Source organism: Salegentibacter echinorum, from assembly GCF_900129445.1.
GTDB classification, from domain to species: Bacteria; Bacteroidota; Bacteroidia; order Flavobacteriales; family Flavobacteriaceae; genus Salegentibacter; species Salegentibacter echinorum.
In genome coordinates this window covers 319,918-341,188 of sequence record NZ_FQVT01000004.1, presented here as the reverse complement: position 1 = coordinate 341,188, position 21,271 = coordinate 319,918, and the positions used below count along the sequence as shown (strand labels likewise).

The window sequence follows — 21,271 nt, the reverse complement described above, 5'->3', positions numbered from 1 at the left end:
TTGCAGGAATCATCCTAATTATTTAATTTAGTGCGAGATGCTAAAGAAAAAGAATATGAAGTTGAAGTTGAGACGCACAAATTTAGAAGTCAAATTACACAAAACCCGTAATAAAAGAGTTCCATCTAAAAATATAATGTCCCAGGTAGCCGAGATTTTTGAAAAGGAACAGGACAAAGAAGCGCTTATTTTAGATGAAATTAAAAATGGCGGCAATGGCAATAACCATTTTCAATTAGATTTATTGGAAACCGATAGGATTTTTCATCTTTCTGATATTGAAAAAATTTGCGTTAACTATAGACTAAGATTTTTAGATAGTAGCTATTTTAAAGGTGAGATTCCTTATGAAGCAATTGCTAAATTAAAAAGTTTGGAAAAGCAACATCAAATTACCATTAAGAATTATAAGATTGTTGCTCCCGCAAAACTTTTTAAACTCGAAAATGCCGATGATCCCTTGTTATTGGCACCAATGGGAAATAATTATTACTATCTCATCCACAAATGGGGCAATGATCTACATCCATTTAGAAAATTAATGATGTGGCCTTTTAAATATATAGAAAACTTTGTGTTGCTTTTATTAGCTCTAAGTTTTCTACTGGCTTTATCTATCCCAGATGGGTTATTCTCACCAAACCAAACAACCAGTCAGTTTTTTATAATTTTCTTCTTTATTTTTAAATGGGTTGCCGGCCTTTCAATTTTTTATGGTATTAAAAAAGGAAAGAATTTTAGTTCTGCCATTTGGCAAAGTAAGTATTATAATGCGTAATCTGTTATCGGTTGTGAGTTGTGGGTTTTCAGTTTGGCTGCTCGATTAGTCGATGTTAATTAGTTAATTTAGGAATATGTTTGGTGTTTGAGGTTTAATTGTTCTGCCAACTGATTACTGCGACTGCTAACTGATTACTGCGACTGCCAACTGAATACTGCCTACTGAATCCTGCCTACTGGTTCTGGGTTTATATCACAAATCACGATTCTCGAACTAACGAATCAACAAATCACCAATCACTCCATCATCACATTAACACACCAGCACATTATCGCATTAACCTATCAAGAACGTTAATTTCTCTATAAAACTAAACTTGAGCTTACAGCTTATTTGTATTTTAGAATTTACTAAAAGATATACTTATGAGTTCTGATGAAAAATATGAAAGAGTCTATACCGGCTCTGAAACCAATGTGCAATATTTACAGGAGCTTTTTGCCAAAGCATCTATCTCGTCGCGGGTTAGAAATGATTTTGATTCTGGTTTAAGAAGCGGTTTTGGTGGTGGTATGCGCGGGCAGGTACAGCTTTTTGTCGTAAAAAACCACTACGACGAAGCCCTGAATATTGCTAAAACGACCTTCCCAAAAGATTATAACAATGAGTGACCAACAAGGGAAAAAAGATGGACGGCGGAATAAATGGTATTTAATTTTAGGAATATTATTTCTGGGTTACGGTAGCTACCGACTCTATTCCCATTTAACCGCTGTGGAAACCGATAATTTTGGTTCGGTATTAGCAATTGGGTTTATCGTTTTTGGAATTTATGACCTGTTTAGATATTTTAAAAAGATGTAATTTTTATTACAGAATAGCTGAAAAGAGTAATACCATTTATAAAAAACACCTATTCCCATTTTAAGTCATAAAAGCATCCCCAAATTCCTTACATTATACTTTGGTTTTTGAAATCCATGAAGCGTTTTCCAATAAGAAAACATGATCTGAATATCCTTAAGTAGTATTATTTTTAAAAGTTTATTCAGTATTAAATGCTATATAATAATTCTTAGCTATGAGAGACCTCACAGTTTTTGAAACCTGTGAGGTCTTATTTTTAATGAATTTGATTTTATGAATAAAAATGGACACAATCAGGTGTTTCAACTATTTCTTAGAATAAACTCTAAAAGGATTACCAACTTATCACCGCACTTGCCCAGGTGAATCCGCTACCAAAAGCGGCGAGCACCACTTTGTCACCCGCTTTAATCTTATCATTTTCCCAGGCTTCACAAAGCGCTATTGGAATTGAAGCTGCTGTGGTATTTCCATATTTCTGAATATTGTTATACACCTGCTCATTACTCAGTTTAAATTTCTGCTGAATAAATTGAGAAATTCTAAGATTGGCCTGATGCGGAATTAGCATATCAATATCTTTCACTTCCAAATTATTAGCTTTTAATCCTTCCATTATTACTTCAGAAAAACGAACCACAGCATTTTTAAATACAAATTGACCGTTCATATATGGATAATAAGGAATATCATCCCCCTGTGGATTTTCAGCAATAATTTCGGGCACCCAATGTTCGGTACTGGGTCCTTTGAGCGAAAGCTCCAAAGCGTGTTTCCCTTCAGAATGTAAATGAGTGGAAAGAATACCTTGTTCTTTATTATCGCTTCGTGTAAGTACTACAGCTCCTGCACCATCTCCAAATATTACCGAAACAGATCTTCCGCGGGTGGTAAAATCGAGCCCGCCGCTGTGGTTTTCACTACCAATCACCAGAATATTCTTATACATTCCGGTTTTTATAAATTGGTCGGCCGTGGAGAGTCCATAAATAAATCCGCTGCATTGGTTTCTCACGTCTAAAGCGGGACAGGTTTTAATATCGAGCATTTCCTGCACCTGTACGCCACATCCGGGAAAATAATAATCTGGACTTAAAGTTGCAAAAACGATTAGATCAATATCATCTTTTTTAACTTTAGCACGTTCTAAAGCAATTTTTGCAGCCTTTACCCCCATAATTGCAGTAGAATTACCATCCCCATCTTTAATGTGACGGCGCTCTTTAATGCCGGTCCTTTCCTGGATCCAGGCATCATTGGTATCCATCATTTCGGCTAAATCATTATTGGTGACCACATTTTCGGGAACATATTTCCCCACTCCGGCAATTTTAGATTGATACATATCCTATTTCTTTAGTATATTTAGTGCGAATTCTACTTAAACTTAAGCATTTAATAAAAATTGATACGCAATATAATAAAGATTAACCTTAAAAATATTGTTAGTTACTTTTTATTAGCTTTTAAAAACCACATTTTATGAAGAAAATTTTATTTAGCTTTTTAGGCCTTTTTGTAAGCTTTTCGGGCTTATTAGCACAAGAAAATCTTACGTACCAAAAACCTCCACAGGAAATCCTGGAATTGGTAGATGTACCACTGGCTCCTTCTACTATTCTAGATAGCGAGGGTGAGATGATGATCTTTCTATATCGCGATCAATATAAATCTATCGCCGAGCTTAGTGAAGAAGAGCTTAGGCTGGGAGGTTTAAGAATTAACCCGGTGACCAACATAAGCAGTCGTGCCCGGTATTACAATAATTTAAAAGTAAAAGCCATAGACGCCAAAACTCCCACCCAGGTAAAGGGATTACCGGAAGAGCCACGTCTGGCAAATTTTAATTGGTCACCAGATGAGTCTAAAATAGCCTTTACACATACAACAAATAATGGTGTAGAACTTTGGGTGTTAAATATTGAGGATGCCCGGGCAAAAAAATTGACCGATGCTAAACTTAACGCTAATATGCGCGACGTGATCAACTGGTTTAAAGACAACAAGAGCATCCTGGTAAAAATGCTTCCTGAAGATAGGAAGGAATTGATAAATCCTGAAACTGCAGTTCCCACGGGACCTACCGTTTCTGTAAGTGACGGGAAAGAAGCTCAAAACAGGACTTACCAGGATCTTCTTAAAAATCCTAACGACGAGTATAACTTCGAGCAATTGGCCAGGGCAGAATTGGTAAAAATAAATTTAGATGGTTCCTCAAAAAAATGGATGGAACCTAAAATGTTTGGAAATGTTTCTTTCTCTCCAAACGGAGAATATGTGATGGTAAGTCATCTAAAAAAACCTTTTTCATACCTGGTGCCATACTATAGGTTCCCTTCAGAAACAACTGTTTACACCAAAGATGCAAAATTGGTAAACCAGGTAAATGACGAGCCATTATTAGAGGATTTACCAAAAGGATTTATGTCCACCCAAACCGGTAGAAGAAGTATGCGCTGGCGTAATGATAAACCGGCTACTTTAGTTTATGTAAAAGCACTGGATGAAGGTGAACCCGAGGTAGAAGCTGAATACCGGGATGAGGTTTTTCTACTGAATGCGCCTTTTAAAGGAGAAGGAAAATCTATTCTAAAAACTATAGATCGTTTTTCTGGTATTACCTGGGGAAATGATAATATGGCTATAGCCGATGATTACTGGTGGAATAACCGAAACACCAGAACCTATGTTTTTAATCCTTCAGATGCTTCTGAAAAACCGGAAGTTATTTTTGATAGAAATTACCAGGATCGCTATAGTGACCCCGGAAGGTTCGTGACAACCAAAAATGAGTTTGGCCAGAGCATTTTAAAACTGGAAGATGAAAACGCGTTTTTGTTAGGTGCCGGATTTTCTGAAGAAGGACAGTTTCCATTTGTAGATAAAATTGATCTGGAAAATGGAGAAACCGAAAGATTATATCAATCCAAATACAACGATAAGAAAGAAACCTTGATTGAAGCATTGGCAATTGAAGATGGCGAAATCCTGGTAAGAATAGAATCGGCGGCAGAATACCCCAACTACTATATTAGGAATATTGATAACGATGAAGATCTTACACAAATCACAAGTTTTAAAAATCCTTTTAAAAGCCTGGAAGATGTAAGCAAAGAAGTAATCACCTATCAACGCGACGACGGATTGGAATTAAACGGCACACTTTATCTACCGGCAAATTTCGATAAAAATAATCCGGAAAAACTACCTATGATTATTTGGGCCTACCCGCGGGAATATAAGGACAAGAATTCGGCGTCTCAAAATACTTCAAACGCCAATGACTTTACTTATCCCTACTATGGTTCGCCAATTTATTGGGTAAACCGTGGTTATGTGGTTTTAGATGATGCTTCTTTCCCAATTATTGGTGAAGGCGAAGAAGAACCCAATGATAGCTTTAGAAAACAATTGGTAGCCAATGGTAAAGCTGCAATAGATGCAGTAGATGATTTGGGTTATGTTGATACAGATCGTGTAGCGGTTGGAGGCCACAGCTATGGTGCTTTTATGACGGCTAATTTGCTATCACATTCCAATCTTTTTGCGGCGGGAATTGCCAGAAGTGGTGCTTACAACCGCACGCTTACCCCCTTCGGATTTCAAAGTGAGGAAAGAAGTTATTGGGAAGCTCCCGACGTTTACTACAATATGTCGCCATTTATGCACGCCGACAAAATGAAAACGCCTTTACTTTTAATTCACGGGGAAGCCGATAATAATTCCGGTACTTACCCAATGCAGAGCGAACGCTACTTTAATGCTTTAAAAGGTTTGGGGGCAACTGCCAGGTTAGTAATGCTTCCTAAAGAAAGCCACGGCTATAGCGCTAAAGAATCTGTTTTGCACGTGCTTTGGGAACAAGACCAATGGTTAGAGAAATATGTAAAGAACAGAGAAGGGAATATTAATACTTCGGAAAAAGTAAAAGAATAATCCGGAGTTTTTGATTCTATAAAAGCCCAAATTCACGAATAATTCCAGTGAATTTGGGCTTTTTTTTCTGAAAATTTAGTTTAATCTGGATTGTTTTCAAAAATTATAGGGTGTGATTAACCAGTATTGACAAACATAAAAACTAATACGCAAGAAATAGAGAATTGAACAAATAACACTAATTTTGATAAATACCATAAATCGAATTAAAATGGATATGACTTCTCAAATAAAAAGCAACTTGATTTCGAGAATTAAGGAGTCTAAAGATTTAAACTTTTTAAAAGCCCTTCAGACAATATTTGACACATCCGAACAAGAGCTCTATCAATTATCCTCTGAACAAGAAGATGCAATTTCAATTGGTAGAGAACAAATAAAAAAAGGTCTGTTTTCAAATAACGAATCTGTAATTTCAGAAATGAAAGAATGTCTAACAAAAAAATAATTTGGTCGAATATAGCCAAATCGGAGTTTAGAGATATTCTTGAATTCTATATTGAAATAAATCTGCTGCATATAGTCTAATCCTTCTTGATGAAACAGAAGATTTACTAGATACTCTTTCAAAAAGTGAATTTATTGGACGTTTAACGTCAAATAAAAAAACACGCGTAATACCAATGAAAGTCTATCTGATTTTCTATGAAATTAAAAATGATACCATCGAAATAGTTTCATTTTGGGATAATAGGCAAGACAATAAAAAACAGCTCTAGTGTTGATAATATCACGAATTGTCATTCAGAACCTTTCGACTTCGCTCAAGACAAGCTAAGCTTGCGGAGTGAAGAATCTTTATTCTAAAAGAAAAGATTCCTCTTACGTCGGAATGACAGCTCCTGTAACACAGTACTTTTGAGATACCTTCATTATAGAGAGATTATTTTGATTTTGAAACAAGCACGAGAGCTTTAGAATAAGTGTAGAAATCTTGATTAATGAGTAAAACAGAAAAAGCGCACTTACCAAAGAAGGTAACCACGCTTTTTCACAACCTAACCAATAAATCAATAATCTAATTATGAACGTTTACATATAATTTTCGTAATTCTTTATTTTTACTTTTGCTTTAAGATCGTGCAACAGGTTATACAAGCCGAAAAAAGTACGATTTATATAAAGGAAGTGTTTACTTCCCCTATTACCATTCATCTTTCTTAACTCGCTATCTTTACTATATTTCTCACTAAGTTGAGTGATCGATTCCCAAAATTTTCCGTCGGCAAAATCGAAAGTTTTCTCGTGAAACGGACTGGTAAACAGACTTAACATCTCATAGAACAATTCAGAAAAATAAGTTATTTCCCGTTCAGAATCATCTTCTCGCAGTATTTCCAGCTGAAAAAGCTTTTTGTTGAAAAATTCCGGATCGTTTATATTCTCTCTCTTTGCCAGTTCAAAATACGGTACATAAAAATCTTCCGGCACTTTTTTAATGCATCCAAAGTCTATGGCTATTAGTTCCCCTGCATGATTAATTAGAAAATTTCCGGGGTGGGGATCGGCGTGCACTTCTTTTAGTTGGTGCATTTGGTACATATAAAAATCCCAAAGCGCCTGCCCTACTCTATTTGCTTTCTCCTGGCTAGTATTCTCTTTAGCAAATTCACTTAAGTGCTTGCCTTCCATCCAGTCCATCGTGATAATACGTTCGCTAGAAAGATCTTCATAATACTTCGGAAATTTAAGGTTGGAAATATGTGCGCAAGCTTCAGAAATCTCTTTACTCTGCTTTACCTCCAAAACATAATCTGTTTCTTCTAAAAGTTTTCCTTCAACTTCTTTAAAATATTTCTCAGAATCTTTACCCTGAAGATTGAACATTCTCGTCGCAATGGGTTTAACCATCGCTAAATCTGAACTTATACTATCTGCAACGCCGGGATATTGAATTTTCACAGCAAGTTTTTTCCCATTCTTCTCGGCCCTGTGCACCTGCCCAATACTGGCAGCGTTTACAGAATTTGTTGCAAAACTATCGTATAAATCTTCAGGGAAAGCTCCATTATATTTTTTAAACGTCTTTCTTACCAAAGGTGCTGAAAGCGGCGGCACGCTAAATTGCGCCAAACTAAACTTTTCAACATAAGCATTGGGCAATAAGCTTTTTTCCATAGACAGCATTTGCGCTACTTTTAACGCGCTACCTTTAAGGCTTTTAAGGCTATCGTAAATATCATCGGCATTACTCTGGTCTAATTCATCGCGGGTATGTTCTGAATTAAAAGCTTTTTTGCTGTAATATTTTAGATAGTTTCCACCTAATTTAGCCCCGGTTTGCACAAGTTTACTCGTGCGCCCTATCTTTCCAGTTGGTATGTTGTCTATTGTTTTCATAATTTTTTACGCCCTTTTTTCTTTCCACAGAAATTTTCCAAGGTCAATTACCCGCTCTAACGGGGTATTATCAAATACATCAAAAACTGTATTTACAGATTTTTCTATAGCTACATCGGTACTTTCAAATTGAGCGGAATTGTCGTCCATCCAAAATTTCATTAAAAACATAAGCTGTACCCAGGCCGCTTCAGAAAAAATTCTTTCAGATTGTTGTAATGCGCTTATCGATTTTTCAGCATTTTCATCCCTAATCAAATCGGCAGCAAAATGCTTTACATTTTTTCTAAGTCCGCTTAATTGTACAAGGTTTTTCATATTACTTTCATATTCCTTAAGCGAAAAAAGCACATAACTCCTGTTAGCGGTAAGCATTTCAAAAAAGGTGAAATAGAAAGTCAGCATTTTTTCCCGATTACCAAAGCTCTCATATTCCTTACTCTTGTTAATTGCTGCTATAGTATATTCGTAGAAGTTTTTCCAAATGCCTTTACGCAAACCTTCAAAACTTCCGAAGAAATTATAAAATTCTTCTTCTTTAATATTATGCTCCTTGCAAAACTTGTAAACCGTTTTAGGTCGCTTTTCATTTTCCAGAACGTAATCCATGTACATTGCGATTAGACGATCTCTACTTAAAGCTTTTTGTTGTACGGTTTTTTTTGTTGGAGTATTTTTTTTAGTCGTTGCCATAATTTCTAATTCTTTTTCAAAGATAAACCTTGTTTAACTTTAAATTCAAAATATTAAACAAATTATTTGTTAAATATTTTATGGGCATTTGTTTACCAAGAAATTAGACGAAAATAGACTTTCGTACTTACATCTTATGTCAGTTTGTCAGCGAGCATTTCGTGGTATTTTTTTTGACTATAGAATTGTACTTATAAATATTATTAAAAATCGAAAATATATGGCAACCGGAAAGATTAATGTATCTGTTGAGAACATTTTTCCACTGATAAAGAAATTCCTTTACAGTGACCACGAGATATTCCTTAGGGAGTTAATCTCTAATGCTACAGATGCAACCTTAAAATTAAAGCACCTTACTGATATTGGGGAAACCGATGTAAAATATGGCGATCCTGTAATTGAGGTGAAGATTGACAAAGAAGGAAAGAAACTTCACGTGATAGACCAGGGCGTGGGGATGACCAAAGAAGAAGTTGAAAAATACATTAATGAAGTAGCTTTTTCTGGTGCAGAAGAATTCTTGGAAAAATACAAGGACTCTGCACAGGATAGCGGTATTATTGGTCATTTTGGGCTTGGTTTTTACTCGGCCTTTATGGTAGCTAACAAAGTAGAAATCCTTACCAAATCTTATAAAGATGAGCCTGCTGCACATTGGGTTTGCGAGGGTACTACAGAATTTACCCTGGAAGATGCCGATAAAAAAGAGCACGGTACAGAAATCATTCTTCATATAAATGATGATGAAAAAGAGTTTTTGGAAGAAAACAGGATCCAGGAGTTATTAACCAAGTACAATAAGTTTATGCCTATTCCAATTAAATTTGGAACCAGGGAAGAAACTTTACCATTACCGGAAGATGCTCCCGAGGATGCTAAACCCGAGACTAAGACGGTAGATAACATCATCAATAATCCCAGCCCGGCCTGGACCAAGCAGCCAACCGATTTAAAAGATGAGGATTATAAGGGTTTCTACAGGGAGTTATACCCCATGCAGTTTGAGGAGCCACTATTTCATATTCACTTAAATGTTGATTATCCTTTTAACCTTACAGGAATTCTTTATTTCCCAAAGATGACCCAGGATATGAACATCCAGAAAGATAAAATTCAGCTTTACCAAAATCAGGTTTTTGTAACCGATAATGTTGAAGGTATTGTTCCGGAATTTTTAACGATGCTACGCGGGGTAATTGATTCTCCAGATATTCCGTTAAACGTTTCCCGTTCTTACCTACAGGCAGACGGCGCTGTTAAAAAGATTTCCAGCTATATTACTAGGAAAGTAGCCGATAAGCTAAAATCCCTTTTCAATAATAACCGTGAGGATTTTGAACAAAAATGGAACGATATTAAAATCGTTATTGAATATGGTATGCTTTCTGAAGATAAATTTTATGAGAAAGCGCAAAAATTCGCACTTTACCCAACGGTAGATAATGAGTATTATACTTTTGATGAACTGCAGGAGAAAATAAAAGACAACCAAACCGATAAGGATGGTAAACTGGTTGTGCTTTATGCATCCAATCAAGATGAGCAGCACAGTTATATTGAGGCTGCAAAAGCAAAAGGTTATAAAGTATTATTACTGGATTCTCCAATAGTATCGCACTTACTTCAAAAGATGGAAGGCGAGAAAGAAAATACTTCTTTTGTAAGAGTAGATTCAGATCAGGTAGATAACCTCATCAAAAAAGATGAAGAAAAGGTTTCAAAACTTTCTGATGAAGAAAAAGAGAAATTAAAAGAAGATTTCGAAAAGGTAATCCCTAAGGAAAAATATACCGTACAAATGGAAGCGATGGACAGTGATGCTGCCCCGCTATTAATCACGCAACCCGAGTTTATGCGACGAATGAAAGAAATGCAGCAAACCGGTGGCGGGGGTATGTTTGGCATGGGCAATATGCCAGAAATGTATAACCTTGCGGTGAACACCAACCACCCATTAATTTCAGAAATATTAAATACCAAAACTGCCAAGAAACAGGAACGTCTTATTAAGCATTCCCTGGATCTTGCGAGATTGTCACAAAACCTTCTAAAAGGAGAAGAGTTGACCAATTTCGTAAAACGCAGCTATGAAATGGTAAAATAATTGATTTTGTGAATATCCGTTTTCGGGTATAAAATCAAGAAAACCTCATAATCCTACAACCATCAGGATTGTGAGGTTTCTTATTTTAAGGATTTTTAGTAACGAATTTGACTTAGAAAACACAAAATAATCGGTATTCTTCTTTAAGGATATTCAGTTTAATTTTTGATTAAACTGAAGTTAATGGCTATCTCACGTATTCTGGGGATCGTCATTGCGCGGCACGAAGCAATCCTAAAACTATTACGACGTAAAGAGCTTACTTTATACTTTTTAAAACAGCTTTTTTATAAACTGATAAATTGAACATACAGTAAGAAAATTTGAAAAGATTAACTATGGTCTAATCAAGCTATTGCTGTTTTAATGAGCTGTCATTCCGACGTAGGAAGAATCTTCTCTCTTACTTAACTCTGGAAAACTTAGTCTACTGTTCTAAATTAAGACGAAAGATTCTGAACCATAAATTAAGATTTTATCAGCGCAGCCCTAAACTAGAACTAAAAGACTTCGAAATATTTTTTATTGAAGCTAAAAACTATTTTTCTGCAAGCACCTTAGAGCTTCCGCTAAGGTTTCGTCTTAGGATTTGATAGAAACGTTCCGGTTCATAAGGTTTTACAATAATATCATTCATACCAGACTCATAAATCTCCTTTCTCACTTCTTCAATCTCCACAGCAGTAAGCGCCACGATAGGCACCTCAGGATTAAACTCTCTTATTCGCTGTGTTGTTTCCATACCGTTAATTCCAGGCATATTAAGATCCATTAAAATAAGATCAAAATGGGCGGTCTGTACCCGCTCTATGGCTTCTACTCCATTTTCGGCAACCTCGCAAACAAAATTTTGTTTTTCTAAAATTCTTCGGGTGACTACCTGGTTAATCCTATTATCATCTACCACCAGGATTTTTTGAGGATTTTGTTCATTTTCTTCGTAAGCCTGGTGTGAAAATCCGGCAGATTTTTTTGGAGTTTGCTTCTCCTTTAAACTCAAACTAAAGCAAAAAACCGCACCCTGACCTTCCTTACTCTTTAAATGAATTTGAGAGCCAAACAGTTCTAACATTCGTTTTACAATAGGTAAACCAAGGCCGGTACCCTGGTAATTGTAATTGGCAGATTTTAACTGGGAAAATTCTTCAAAAATAAGTTTTTGCTTGCTTTTTGGAATCCCCATACCGTCATCTTTTACTTCAAAATATAAAATCGCCTTGCCATCTACTTTAGCTTGCAGGGCTACTCTTATATTAATATTTCCCTCTTCGGTAAATTTTACAGCATTTCCTACAAGGTTCATCAAAACCTGTGATAAACGCACGGGATCACCTATTAAATTTTCGGGAACATCGTCACCAATATGATACTGCAGGTTATTGTTATTTTGTAACCGGGTAAATTCAAAAGTGTTTACGATACTTAAAATTAACTCCCTAATATTAAATGGAATACTCTCCAGTTTCACCTGTTTAGACTCCATTTTATTCATTTGCAATACATCATTAATTAGCGCCAGGAGATAATCTGCCGAAAATTTTAAAGACTTTAAATCACTTTCGTGCTTTTTAAGGCTTTTATCATCTAACAGTAATGACGTAAGCCCAATAACACCATAAAGAGGTGTTCTCAATTCATGACTAACAGTTGAAAGGAAATCGGTTTTTAATTTAGACAAACGCTCGGCTTCATCGCGCGAGTCCAGCAGTTGTGTATTTCTATCTCTAAGTTGATCGATTAGTTTTTTTCGATCCTGATTAATTTTATTCAGGATTAAAAGCGTCACGATAAGCGCCAGGGAGGCGATTACCATAATCAAAATCTTCTCGGTAGATTTTTCGATAAGCTCGTCCTGATAGGCTTTTTCTTTCCGGGAAATTTCTAAATTTCTTTGATATTCGTTTACATCAAACCTGGCATTGGCAGCTTCAATTTGCGCCAACCTGTCTTTTTCAAAAACCTTTCCGTTATACTCGTTGTGTTTTTGTAGGTTTTTATAGGCAACTTCAAAATCACCTTTTTCAAAAAGCATATTTGCATAATCCTTACTTATAAGAGCAACAGGAAGCATTAAGGAATCTTCTTCGGCAAGCCTTAGTCCCTCTGTAAAATAGTAGGCTGCAGAATCTAAAGATTGTGTTTTATGGTGATACTTCCCCAACAGCATATACAGTTGGGAACGGGCATTATTATTTTCTTCACCTTCCTCTACTAATTTTAGCGATTTGTTTAAATATGGATAAGCTTTTCTATACCGTTCCCCATCCATATAAGTCCAGGCAATATTTACAGTAGGCACCAACTTTTCGTCTTCCAACTCTATTCTGTCGGCGAGGTCTATCACCTTGTTATAGTAATTGATGCCTTCTTTTTCATATCCTTTTCTTTCAGAATAAATATTCCCTAAATTGTTATAGATATAAATGAGCAGGGTATCATTTTTAAGCTCCTGCGCATAGGACAAAGCTTTTAAATAATTCTTTTCTGCCCTAACTGTATCCTTTAATTCATTATAAGCGATACCCAAAAAGTTATGAGCGTGAAAACCATAATAATCGTCATTTTGATTATGGGCGTGTTCCAGCAGTAGCATAGAATTCTCTATACCATCTTTGTATTTGTACTTATTTAAATATTCTGAAGTAATCTCGGTTAAATGATCCAGACTGTCTTTCGAAATTGGAGCACTATCCTGCGCCATTGACGGTATAAAAGGTAGAACGAATAGAAAAAATAGGGGGGAATAATTTTTCAATATTCAATAAGGTTAAGTGCAGGTTAAGACCTGCAATTTATTCTATTTTAATTAATTATACAATTTTTTAAAAATTTCACTATAAATAATCCCAAAATCGGTAGTATATTTTAAGCCTAAAACCTATATTTAATTTATGCAATATCCCTGGCATCTCTACCTTATGGGCGCAATGTATATCATTGCCGGTATTAATCATTTTAGAAAACCTATAACTTATATGCGCATTATGCCGCCTTATTTACCGGCGCATAAAATGTTGGTTTACCTAAGCGGTATAGCAGAAGTATTTTTTGGCTGTTTACTGTTTTTTCCTGAAACCAAGAATCTCGCTGTTTATGGGATTATCCTGATGTTAATAGTGTTTTTCCTGGTGCATTTTTATATGCTTTCTTCTAAAAAAGCCGGTGCCGGAGTGCCAAAATGGTTGCTTATCCTTAGAATTCCGCTACAGTTTTTTTTAATCTATTGGGCCTGGTTCTATTTGCGCTTTTAATTGGAAATATTTCTGAAGCTAAATATGCAGTCTCTCCCTTTTTCTTCGGAAAACAGCAATATTCCTCATTCTTTTTCCTGAAATTTAATGCTGAAAAACACGTTAAAGCCTGTTACTAGAATAAAATGAAATCGCAGCTTTTTAAATACCAAGATGCCGAATTAGTTTATTATCCAGACTTTCTAAAGCCTGAAGAAGCCAACTCACTTTACGATAGTCTGTATAGAGCTATTTCCTGGCAGCAAAAAAACATCAAAATTTTTGGCAAAAACATTCCTCAACCGCGACTGACTACTTTTTTTGCGGAAAAAGGAGTTTCTTACACCTACTCTGGCTTGCAATGGCAACCTGAAAGTTTTCCTTCAGAAATTAAGAAATTGATGAAAAAGCTTGAAGCGGTTTCCAGAGTTAAATTCAATACCTGCCTAGCCAACCTTTATCGCGATGGACAGGATAGTATGGGTTGGCACGCCGATGATGAAAAAGTACTGGGAAAAAACCCGGTGATTGCTTCCTTAAGTCTTGGTGGGAAAAGAAGGTTTCGATGGAAACATAAAACACAAAAATCCTTAAAAGATGAGCTAATTCTTAACCACGGCAGTTTATTATTAATGCAAGGTGGTATGCAACATCACTGGAAACACCAACTCCCAAAAACTAAAATAAAAGTTTCACCACGAATAAATCTCACCTTTAGAAAAGTTTACAATATGTGATTATCCGTAAATTTCGTTTAGGATTTTAGCCAGTCGAATTCCGCCTTTTTGCAATTGTTCTAGTACTGTAGGCAGGTAATTGTACATGTATTTATAACCCAATTTCTCTCCAATTTCTACCGAGTCATATAACTTAGTAGCTAGATCTTTAGATTCATAAACCCAATCAATAAGCTCTCCTTCTTCTATGGCTTTAATTTCTTTTCTGCTTAAATCAGGACTGTTTGCGGCTAATTCGGTATAACTCATTTGGTAGGAATTAAGCATTTCACTATCCCAAACCCTATGCAGGTTAGATCCTTTTTTATACCAGCGCACCTGGATGTCATTACCACCTTTATCGGCGCCACGCCCCACGTGGAAAGGTTGGTGAAGATCCCCAACAAAGTGCACCAGCATTTTTAAATAAAACTGCTTTTCCTTTTTCGTGGCAGACTTACTTTTAAGCACTTCTTTACACTTCATGATAGCCTGGTAAAGATCCCCTTTAGGATTGGCTGTTTCTGGATTATACTCGGTCTCTCCTTCAGCCAGGTTCACATAATGCCATGGGCTGTATTTTCTAAATTCAGGATCACTTTTAATATCATCGGCATAATTGGCTACAAATGCCAGGCCCTGTCCGTTTAATATTTTATTTACCGCCTTCTTAGCTTTCTTGCTCAAATAATTTTCGGCAATTTCACCGGTAGCACGATGCCCGGTTTTCCCCCAATCATTATCCAAATTCGCGAAACTTATGTTTATACTCAATAACATCAAGCTAAGGATCAGTATTTTTTTCATGTAACTATTATTTAGATAAGTTTTTAGCCTTTAAAAAGCTATTTTTCAGCAAAGATAAGGAAGACCGTATGTTTTTAATGTTAAAATTTAGTAGCTTATCATTTTAATATAATATATTTATGATATCAATTCAATATCAAATAAACTAAATCTTATGAATCAGGAAAAAGAACTTCAGGGCTCAAATGGCTACATCATGCTTTTCGTTTTTTTAATTTTATTCTTCGGAAGCATCGTAGGCTTTGTATTGTTAACAAACGGCTGGTTTATACTTGGCATCGTGATTGCCCTTTTTATCCTCCCGGGATTAATTCTTGTAAACCCTAATGAATCACGAGTGCTCCTACTTTTTGGGGATTATCGTGGCACTGTAAAACAAAACGGACTTTTTTGGGTAAATCCATTTTATACCAAGAAGAAAATTTCGCTTAGGGCACGCAATTTTGACAGCGAACGCCTCAAAGTAAATGACAAATTAGGGAACCCGGTAATGATTAGTACCATTTTAGTTTGGCGTGTTCTAGACACTTATAAAGCTTCTTTTGATGTAGATGTTTTTGAGAATTTCGTAGTGGTACAAACCGATGCAGCGGTGCGAAAACTTGCCAGTTTATACCCTTATGATAATTTTGCCGATGAAGGCCTGGATGAAGATATCACTTTACGTTCTAGTGTAAACGAAGTTAGTGACGCGCTGGAAAAGGAATTGGAAGAACGCTTAAACATAGCCGGAATTGAGGTTTTAGAAGCTCGCATTGGTTACCTGGCCTATGCCAATGAAATTGCCAGCGCCATGTTAAAAAGACAACAAGCTACCGCCATTGTTGCTGCGCGTCACAAAATTGTAGAAGGTGCAGTAAGTATGGTAGAAATGGCCTTAAACGACCTAAACGAAAAACAATTGGTAGAATTTGATGCAGAAAAAAGGACCGCCATGGTAAGCAATTTAATGGTGGTATTGTGCAGTGATAGGGATGCGACGCCGGTAATAAATACTGGCACGTTAAACCATTAGAAGATGAAAAAGCTAAGAGTTTTATTGTTTTGTTTGTGCTTCGGAGTTATTCCTGGTATAAGTGAAGCGCAAAATTTCACCGAAGATACGGTCACAATAAATAAATTCATTGAAGGAAATCTGGTTGTTCCATCCTCTAGTAAAAATGTCCCATTAATCATACTCATCCAGGGCTCTGGGCCAACTAACAGGAATGGAAATTCTCCAGCCGGTATGGGGAACAATAGCGATTTTGCAAAGGAAATCGCGCATCAATTAGCTGAAAATGGCATCGCGAGCTTTAGGTTCGACAAACGCAGCCTAAAAATGCAGGAACTAGGTTTAAAATCTATTTCTTTTGATGACTTTATTACCGATGCTAAAAGTATCCTGAATTACTTTAAAGCAGAAAATAAGTTTAGCCGCTATATTGTTGCCGGGCATAGCCAGGGCTCCCTAATTGGTATGGTAGCTGCAAAAAATAAAGCTGATGCTTTTATCTCTTTAGCCGGCTTAGGAGAAAGCGTAGATCACATTCTTGTAAAACAGCTTTCCCGGCAAGTTCCATCGGCCAGAGATGATTTAAAAACTGCTTTTAAAGAAATAAAAGAAAATGGCAGTACAGAGAATTATCCTGCTCTATTTGGATCTTTTTTCACTAAAGACTCCCAGGACTTTTTAGCCTCGTGGATAAAATATAATCCTTCCGAAGAAATTGCAAAATTAGATATACCGGTTTTAATTATAGACGGAACGAGGGATTTACAGGTAGAGGAAGACCAGGCTAAAATGCTGGATAGTGCCGCTTTAAATTCAGACCTGGTTTTGGTGAAAGACATGAACCATATATTTAAGGAGATTAAAGAAGAAGAGAAAGACCAAAATGCAGCAAGTTATAATTTGCCTGAGAAACCACTTCATCCCGAAATAATTTGGGTATTGACAGATTTTATTAAAAATTTGGAAAATAATTAAAATGAGTAAAAAAGCATTCGCGTTAAGGATAGATGAGAAGATGCTCAAAGCCATTGAGAAATGGGCTTCCGACGAGTTTAGGAGCACCAATGGACAGCTTGAGTGGATGTTGGATAAAGCCTTAAAGGAAGCCGGAAGACACCCTAGAAAGAAAAAAGAAGAAAAATAATGGAATACAAAATCGTTTTTACAGACATTGATGGAACTTTATTAAATTATGACCGGGAACTGTCCCCCACTACAATCAAAACCATAAAAACTTTAAAAGATGAATTGCCGTTTGTGTTGATTTCGGCCAGAATGCCGGCTGCCATGAGACATCTGCAAAAAGACCTGGATATAGAAAAACAACCTATAATTTGCTATAACGGCGGGTTAATCCTGGTTGACGGAGAAGCCGTATCTTCTACAGAAATCCCTCTAAATATCCTCGAATCCCTGCTGGATTTTAATCAGGAACAGAAATGTCATTTAAGCCTTTACCACAAAGACGAATGGTTTGTACCACAAAATGACCAATGGACCGCAAGAGAAGAAAATAACACCCAGGTAAAGGCACAGTTAAAAAGCAATCGGGAAGTCTTAGATACCTGGAAAAAGGAAGAAAAAGGCGCTCATAAAATTATGGCCATGGGAGATGAAGCGCATATAGATGCGATTAAAAATTTTCTGGATAAGCATTATGGAGCACAATTACATTTATATCGCTCTAAACCCACCTACCTGGAAATTTCTGATAAAAAAATATCTAAACTTACGGCCATTAAATATTTACTTGACAATCATTTCAACTTAAAAACTGAAGAAACCATAGCCTTTGGAGATAATTACAACGATGTGGAGATGATTAAGGGCGTTGGTCTCGGGGTAGCAGTTGGTAATGCCCGGGAAGAAGTTTTAGAAGTTGCCAATATTATCACAAAAAGTGGAAAAGAAGATGGTGTAGCCCAAAGCTTAAAGGAATTGTTTAAAATAGCATAAAACGGCTGGTAATTTGAGATTCACATCTAATTAATGAAGTTCAATTGAAATACTGCTGAAATTTCTTATTGACAGTACTTCGACAGGCTAAACCTGAGTTAACAATTCCATTTGAAGGTTACATTTTTTGCTTTTTATCATTAACCTCAATTCATTATACTCAGCCTAGCCTGTCAAGGTTTCTCACCTAACCATTATGCTATAAACCAAAGTCCTGGATGTAGAGAAAAAGACTTGGGAACCCGCCACAATTCGAAAAGCTCAGCGTAACCTAAAGAAAACCTCTACCCTATAATTTTCTAAAAACAAGCACCTTCTAGTTTAGTCTTTTTTCTTTTTTCCTGCAACGAAGCGGTCTTGAATCTTCAACTAGATAACTGTATTTTTCAATATCTGCATTTACAGACTTATTCCTTAAGAAAAGTTTAAGAAATATTGTATTTTGGCGCCGCTATAAAATAATTACAATGGAGAATACCCCGGTTTTTACTAATGATGCAATTGTCTTTGGATTATTAATGCTCGCTTTGGGCTTTGTATTTTTTACGTCTTCTAAAAAAGAAGGTTTTTGGAAAAAATTCTATGCGGTAGTTCCGGCTTTATTGATGTGTTATTTATTACCGGCAATTTTTAATTCCCTGGGCTTAATAGACGACAGTACTTCACAGCTATATTTTGTAGCCAGTCGGTATTTATTACCAGCCGCACTGGTCTTAATGACCTTGAGTATAGACTTAAAAGCCATTTTTAATCTGGGGCCGAAAGCCCTTATCATGTTTTTTGCCGGCACCATAGGAATTGTAGTGGGCGGTCCCCTGGCCATCTTAATCGTATCTGCCATCTCCCCAGAAACCGTTGGTGGAGCCGGCCCAGACGCGATATGGCGCGGACTTTCTACCATTGCCGGAAGCTGGATTGGCGGTGGGGCCAACCAGGCAGCTATGCTCGAAATTTACGAATACAACCCCGAGTTATACGGCGGGATGGTATTGGTAGATATTGTAGTGGCAAACCTGCTTATGGCCGGATTACTTATGGGGATTGGTAAGAGTGATAAAATCGACAAATGGCTAAAAGCAGATAACTCTGCCATAACAGAACTTAAAGAAAAAGTTTCTGATTATGCTGAAAGTGTTACGCGAAATCCCACCTTACCAGATTATATCATTATGCTGTCCCTGGCTTTTGTAACCGTGGGTCTGGCACATTGGGGAGCCGATAATATTTCGGTCTTCTTATCTTCAAATTTTGAGGTTTTTAACGACAAAAAAAGTGCGCTTTCCTCGTTTTCCTCCTCTTTCTTTTGGATGATTACCATTTCTACCGCGGTGGGAATTGCTTTTTCATTTACAAAACTAAAATCTTATGAAGGCGCCGGTGCCAGTAAATTGGGTAGTATTTTTATTTATATCCTGGTAGCTACAATTGGAATGAAAATGGATTTAGGAATGGTTTTCGACAATCCCGGGCTAATAGGAATTGGTTTGATTTGGATGTCCATTCACGTCATTTTCCTATTTGTTACCGCAAAGATTATAAAAGCACCTTACTTTTTCCTGGCCGTTGGAAGTCAGGCGAACGTGGGAGGAGCTGCTTCTGCGCCGGTAGTGGCAGCCGCATTTCATCCTTCCCTGGCAACAGTTGGTGTTCTGCTGGCCGTTTTCGGTTATGTAGTAGGAACTTATGGCGCTATCTTGACCACTATTTTAATGCAAATTGCTGCCGGAAGTTAAGTTGTCTTCAGCAATAAAAAATTCAGAAGAAATTATTTTTAAAGGTTTTCCTGAAGTTAAAAATAAAACGCAAGACCTGATAATAAATTGAAACTTATCCATGTAGATGAAAGTTCAAAATTTAAGTATTTAAATCTCGATTATCGAGTAAAAGTTTTACGCAACAACAACGCTAAAAACTAAAATTATAAGATATTTGTTATCTAATCTGAAACCAAAAAAATGAAAAAAATAAGCATTCTTTTACTGGCGATTATTGCCTTTAGTTCCTGTAACAAGAAAGAAAGCAACCTTGTAGTAAACGCGAATATCGAAGGATTGAGAAAAGGTACTGTTTATCTGCAAAAGATTGAGGATAGCCTTATGGTAAATCTAGACTCTGTTGTGGTGAGCGGCAATGATAACATCAGTTTAGAGACCTATATAGAGAGTCCGCAAATTATGTACCTCTACCTCAACAAAGTGGATAATTCACAGTATGATGATCGCATAGATTTTTTTGCTGAAAAAGGGGAAGTTACCATTAAAACCAGCCTGGAAAAATTTGGGACAGATGTTGAGATAACCGGAGCCAAAAACCAGGAAAAGCTGGAAGAATACCGCCAGATGATGACGCGTTTTAACGATAAAAACCTGGACCTAATTAAGGAAAACTTCGAAGCCCAAAAAGAAAAGGATGAAGAAAAAATAATGGCGATAGACAAGCAATATGAAGGCTTGCTTAAAAGAAAGTATCTTTATACCGTGAACTTTGCCATAAACAACAAAGATTTGGAGATCGCTCCATATTTGGCACTTTCAGAAGTATTTGATGCCAATATTAAATACCTCGATACCATCTATACATCCCTAAAGCCTAAGGTTAAAAAATCACTTTATGGCGAGCAGTTAAAAGACTATCTAAAAGAGCGAAAAAAGGAAGAAAAACAAAAAGAGAACATTAAAGAAGTTGAAACTGAAACCGAGAATTAATCGTTTTAATTCTGAAAAATTAGCGCCCCTGTTCCCTGACAGGTTTTTTTTATTTCAATAACATCTGCTTAAAGATTAAAGATCCTAAAGGTTACAGTATGTCTTTTTTCAAATGAGTATGATGAGTAAAAATAGGTATTACCTGAATTGATAAAATATAAAAGACTTTAAATAGATTTCAGTATTAAAAAAAGCACTT

Annotated in this window: 20 protein-coding genes; 15 read left to right on the top strand and 5 right to left on the bottom strand. The window is 36.3% G+C overall.

Going from position 1 to position 21,271, the window contains the following annotated elements:
• Positions 1 to 55 precede the first annotated feature (55 nt).
• The 3 genes from BUA71_RS09330 to BUA71_RS09320 all read left to right on the top strand — a co-directional run bounded on the left by BUA71_RS09330 (position 56) and on the right by BUA71_RS09320 (position 1,585).
• On the top strand, positions 56 to 778 hold the full coding sequence (locus tag BUA71_RS09330) for a hypothetical protein (RefSeq protein ID WP_072878992.1): 723 nt from the start codon (positions 56 to 58) through the stop codon (positions 776 to 778).
• A gap of 368 nt (positions 779 to 1,146) precedes the next feature.
• Complete coding sequence (locus tag BUA71_RS09325; protein ID WP_072878990.1) at positions 1,147 to 1,392, top strand: DUF2007 domain-containing protein; 246 nt, start codon at positions 1,147 to 1,149, stop codon at positions 1,390 to 1,392.
• Positions 1,385 to 1,585 (top strand): hypothetical protein, encoded by a 201-nt coding sequence (locus BUA71_RS09320; protein ID WP_072878988.1) that lies wholly within the window; start codon positions 1,385 to 1,387, stop codon positions 1,583 to 1,585. Before BUA71_RS09325 ends, BUA71_RS09320 begins: the two co-directional genes overlap by 8 nt.
• Before the next feature lie 337 nt (positions 1,586 to 1,922).
• Here the strand turns inward: BUA71_RS09320 and BUA71_RS09315 are convergent, their stop codons facing one another.
• Positions 1,923 to 2,933, bottom strand: coding sequence for a 3-oxoacyl-ACP synthase III family protein (locus tag BUA71_RS09315; protein ID WP_072878986.1), 1,011 nt, complete (start codon positions 2,931 to 2,933; stop codon positions 1,923 to 1,925).
• Positions 2,934 to 3,070: 137 nt separating this feature from the next.
• Between BUA71_RS09315 and BUA71_RS09310 the strand changes: the two genes are divergently transcribed.
• The 3 genes from BUA71_RS09310 (at position 3,071) to BUA71_RS18000 (ending at position 6,243) form a co-directional block, all read left to right on the top strand.
• Positions 3,071 to 5,524, top strand: coding sequence for a S9 family peptidase (locus tag BUA71_RS09310; RefSeq protein ID WP_072878984.1), 2,454 nt, complete (start codon positions 3,071 to 3,073; stop codon positions 5,522 to 5,524).
• A 211-nt stretch (positions 5,525 to 5,735) separates the two neighbouring features.
• Entirely contained in the window at positions 5,736 to 5,972 is a 237-nt protein-coding gene (locus BUA71_RS09305; protein WP_072878982.1) for a hypothetical protein, read from the top strand.
• 79 nt (positions 5,973 to 6,051) lie between these two features.
• Entirely contained in the window at positions 6,052 to 6,243 is a 192-nt protein-coding gene (locus tag BUA71_RS18000; protein ID WP_217653612.1) for a type II toxin-antitoxin system RelE/ParE family toxin, read from the top strand.
• A 313-nt stretch (positions 6,244 to 6,556) separates the two neighbouring features.
• Here BUA71_RS18000 and BUA71_RS09295 read toward each other — a convergent pair whose 3' ends face one another.
• Together BUA71_RS09295 and BUA71_RS09290 are read right to left on the bottom strand one after the other, a co-directional pair.
• On the bottom strand, positions 6,557 to 7,864 hold the full coding sequence (locus BUA71_RS09295; RefSeq protein WP_072878980.1) for an ABC1 kinase family protein: 1,308 nt from the start codon (positions 7,862 to 7,864) through the stop codon (positions 6,557 to 6,559).
• Between the two features lie 6 nt (positions 7,865 to 7,870).
• Positions 7,871 to 8,557, bottom strand: a complete 687-nt coding sequence (locus tag BUA71_RS09290; RefSeq protein ID WP_072878978.1) for a TetR family transcriptional regulator C-terminal domain-containing protein — start codon at positions 8,555 to 8,557, stop codon at positions 7,871 to 7,873.
• Between the two features lie 220 nt (positions 8,558 to 8,777).
• Here BUA71_RS09290 and htpG point away from each other — a divergent pair, with 220 nt between their 5' ends.
• On the top strand, positions 8,778 to 10,664 hold the full coding sequence (htpG, locus tag BUA71_RS09285) for a molecular chaperone HtpG (RefSeq protein ID WP_072878976.1): 1,887 nt from the start codon (positions 8,778 to 8,780) through the stop codon (positions 10,662 to 10,664).
• Between the two features lie 538 nt (positions 10,665 to 11,202).
• Here htpG and BUA71_RS09280 read toward each other — a convergent pair.
• Positions 11,203 to 13,365 carry a tetratricopeptide repeat-containing hybrid sensor histidine kinase/response regulator gene (locus tag BUA71_RS09280; RefSeq protein WP_083572067.1) on the bottom strand — a complete coding sequence of 721 codons (2,163 nt, stop codon included), beginning with the start codon at positions 13,363 to 13,365 and terminating at the stop codon, positions 11,203 to 11,205.
• 190 nt (positions 13,366 to 13,555) lie between these two features.
• On the opposite strand from BUA71_RS09280, the gene BUA71_RS09275 reads away from it, so the two are divergent.
• Positions 13,556 to 13,915, top strand: a complete 360-nt coding sequence (locus BUA71_RS09275; RefSeq protein ID WP_072878972.1) for a DoxX family protein — start codon at positions 13,556 to 13,558, stop codon at positions 13,913 to 13,915.
• Positions 13,916 to 14,040: 125 nt separating this feature from the next.
• Positions 14,041 to 14,631, top strand: a complete 591-nt coding sequence (locus BUA71_RS09270) for an alpha-ketoglutarate-dependent dioxygenase AlkB family protein (protein ID WP_072878970.1) — start codon at positions 14,041 to 14,043, stop codon at positions 14,629 to 14,631.
• On the opposite strand, the gene BUA71_RS09265 is transcribed toward BUA71_RS09270, so the two are convergent.
• Positions 14,632 to 15,417 (bottom strand): S1/P1 nuclease, encoded by a 786-nt coding sequence (locus BUA71_RS09265; RefSeq protein WP_072878968.1) that lies wholly within the window; start codon positions 15,415 to 15,417, stop codon positions 14,632 to 14,634. It lies immediately after the preceding gene.
• 154 nt (positions 15,418 to 15,571) lie between these two features.
• On the opposite strand from BUA71_RS09265, the gene BUA71_RS09260 reads away from it, so the two are divergent.
• From BUA71_RS09260 to BUA71_RS09235, 6 genes are all read left to right on the top strand, one after another.
• A complete protein-coding gene (locus tag BUA71_RS09260; RefSeq protein ID WP_072878966.1) occupies positions 15,572 to 16,432 on the top strand; it encodes an SPFH domain-containing protein in 861 nt (286 codons plus the stop codon).
• A 3-nt stretch (positions 16,433 to 16,435) separates the two neighbouring features.
• Positions 16,436 to 17,386: an alpha/beta hydrolase family protein gene (locus BUA71_RS09255; RefSeq protein WP_072878964.1), complete on the top strand. Its 951-nt coding sequence runs from the start codon at positions 16,436 to 16,438 to the stop codon at positions 17,384 to 17,386.
• Between the two features lies 1 nt (position 17,387).
• Complete coding sequence (locus tag BUA71_RS09250; protein WP_072878962.1) at positions 17,388 to 17,555, top strand: type II toxin-antitoxin system antitoxin; 168 nt, start codon at positions 17,388 to 17,390, stop codon at positions 17,553 to 17,555.
• Positions 17,555 to 18,367 carry a Cof-type HAD-IIB family hydrolase gene (locus BUA71_RS09245; RefSeq protein ID WP_072878960.1) on the top strand — a complete coding sequence of 271 codons (813 nt, stop codon included), beginning with the start codon at positions 17,555 to 17,557 and terminating at the stop codon, positions 18,365 to 18,367. The genes BUA71_RS09250 and BUA71_RS09245 overlap by 1 nt, the downstream gene beginning before the upstream one ends.
• A gap of 467 nt (positions 18,368 to 18,834) precedes the next feature.
• Positions 18,835 to 20,100, top strand: coding sequence for a DUF819 family protein (locus BUA71_RS09240; RefSeq protein ID WP_072878958.1), 1,266 nt, complete (start codon positions 18,835 to 18,837; stop codon positions 20,098 to 20,100).
• Between the two features lie 222 nt (positions 20,101 to 20,322).
• The gene (locus tag BUA71_RS09235) at positions 20,323 to 21,072 is read left to right on the top strand and encodes a DUF4369 domain-containing protein (RefSeq protein WP_072878956.1); all 750 of its coding nucleotides are present in this window, start codon (positions 20,323 to 20,325) and stop codon (positions 21,070 to 21,072) included.
• The last annotated feature ends 199 nt before the right edge of the window (positions 21,073 to 21,271 follow it).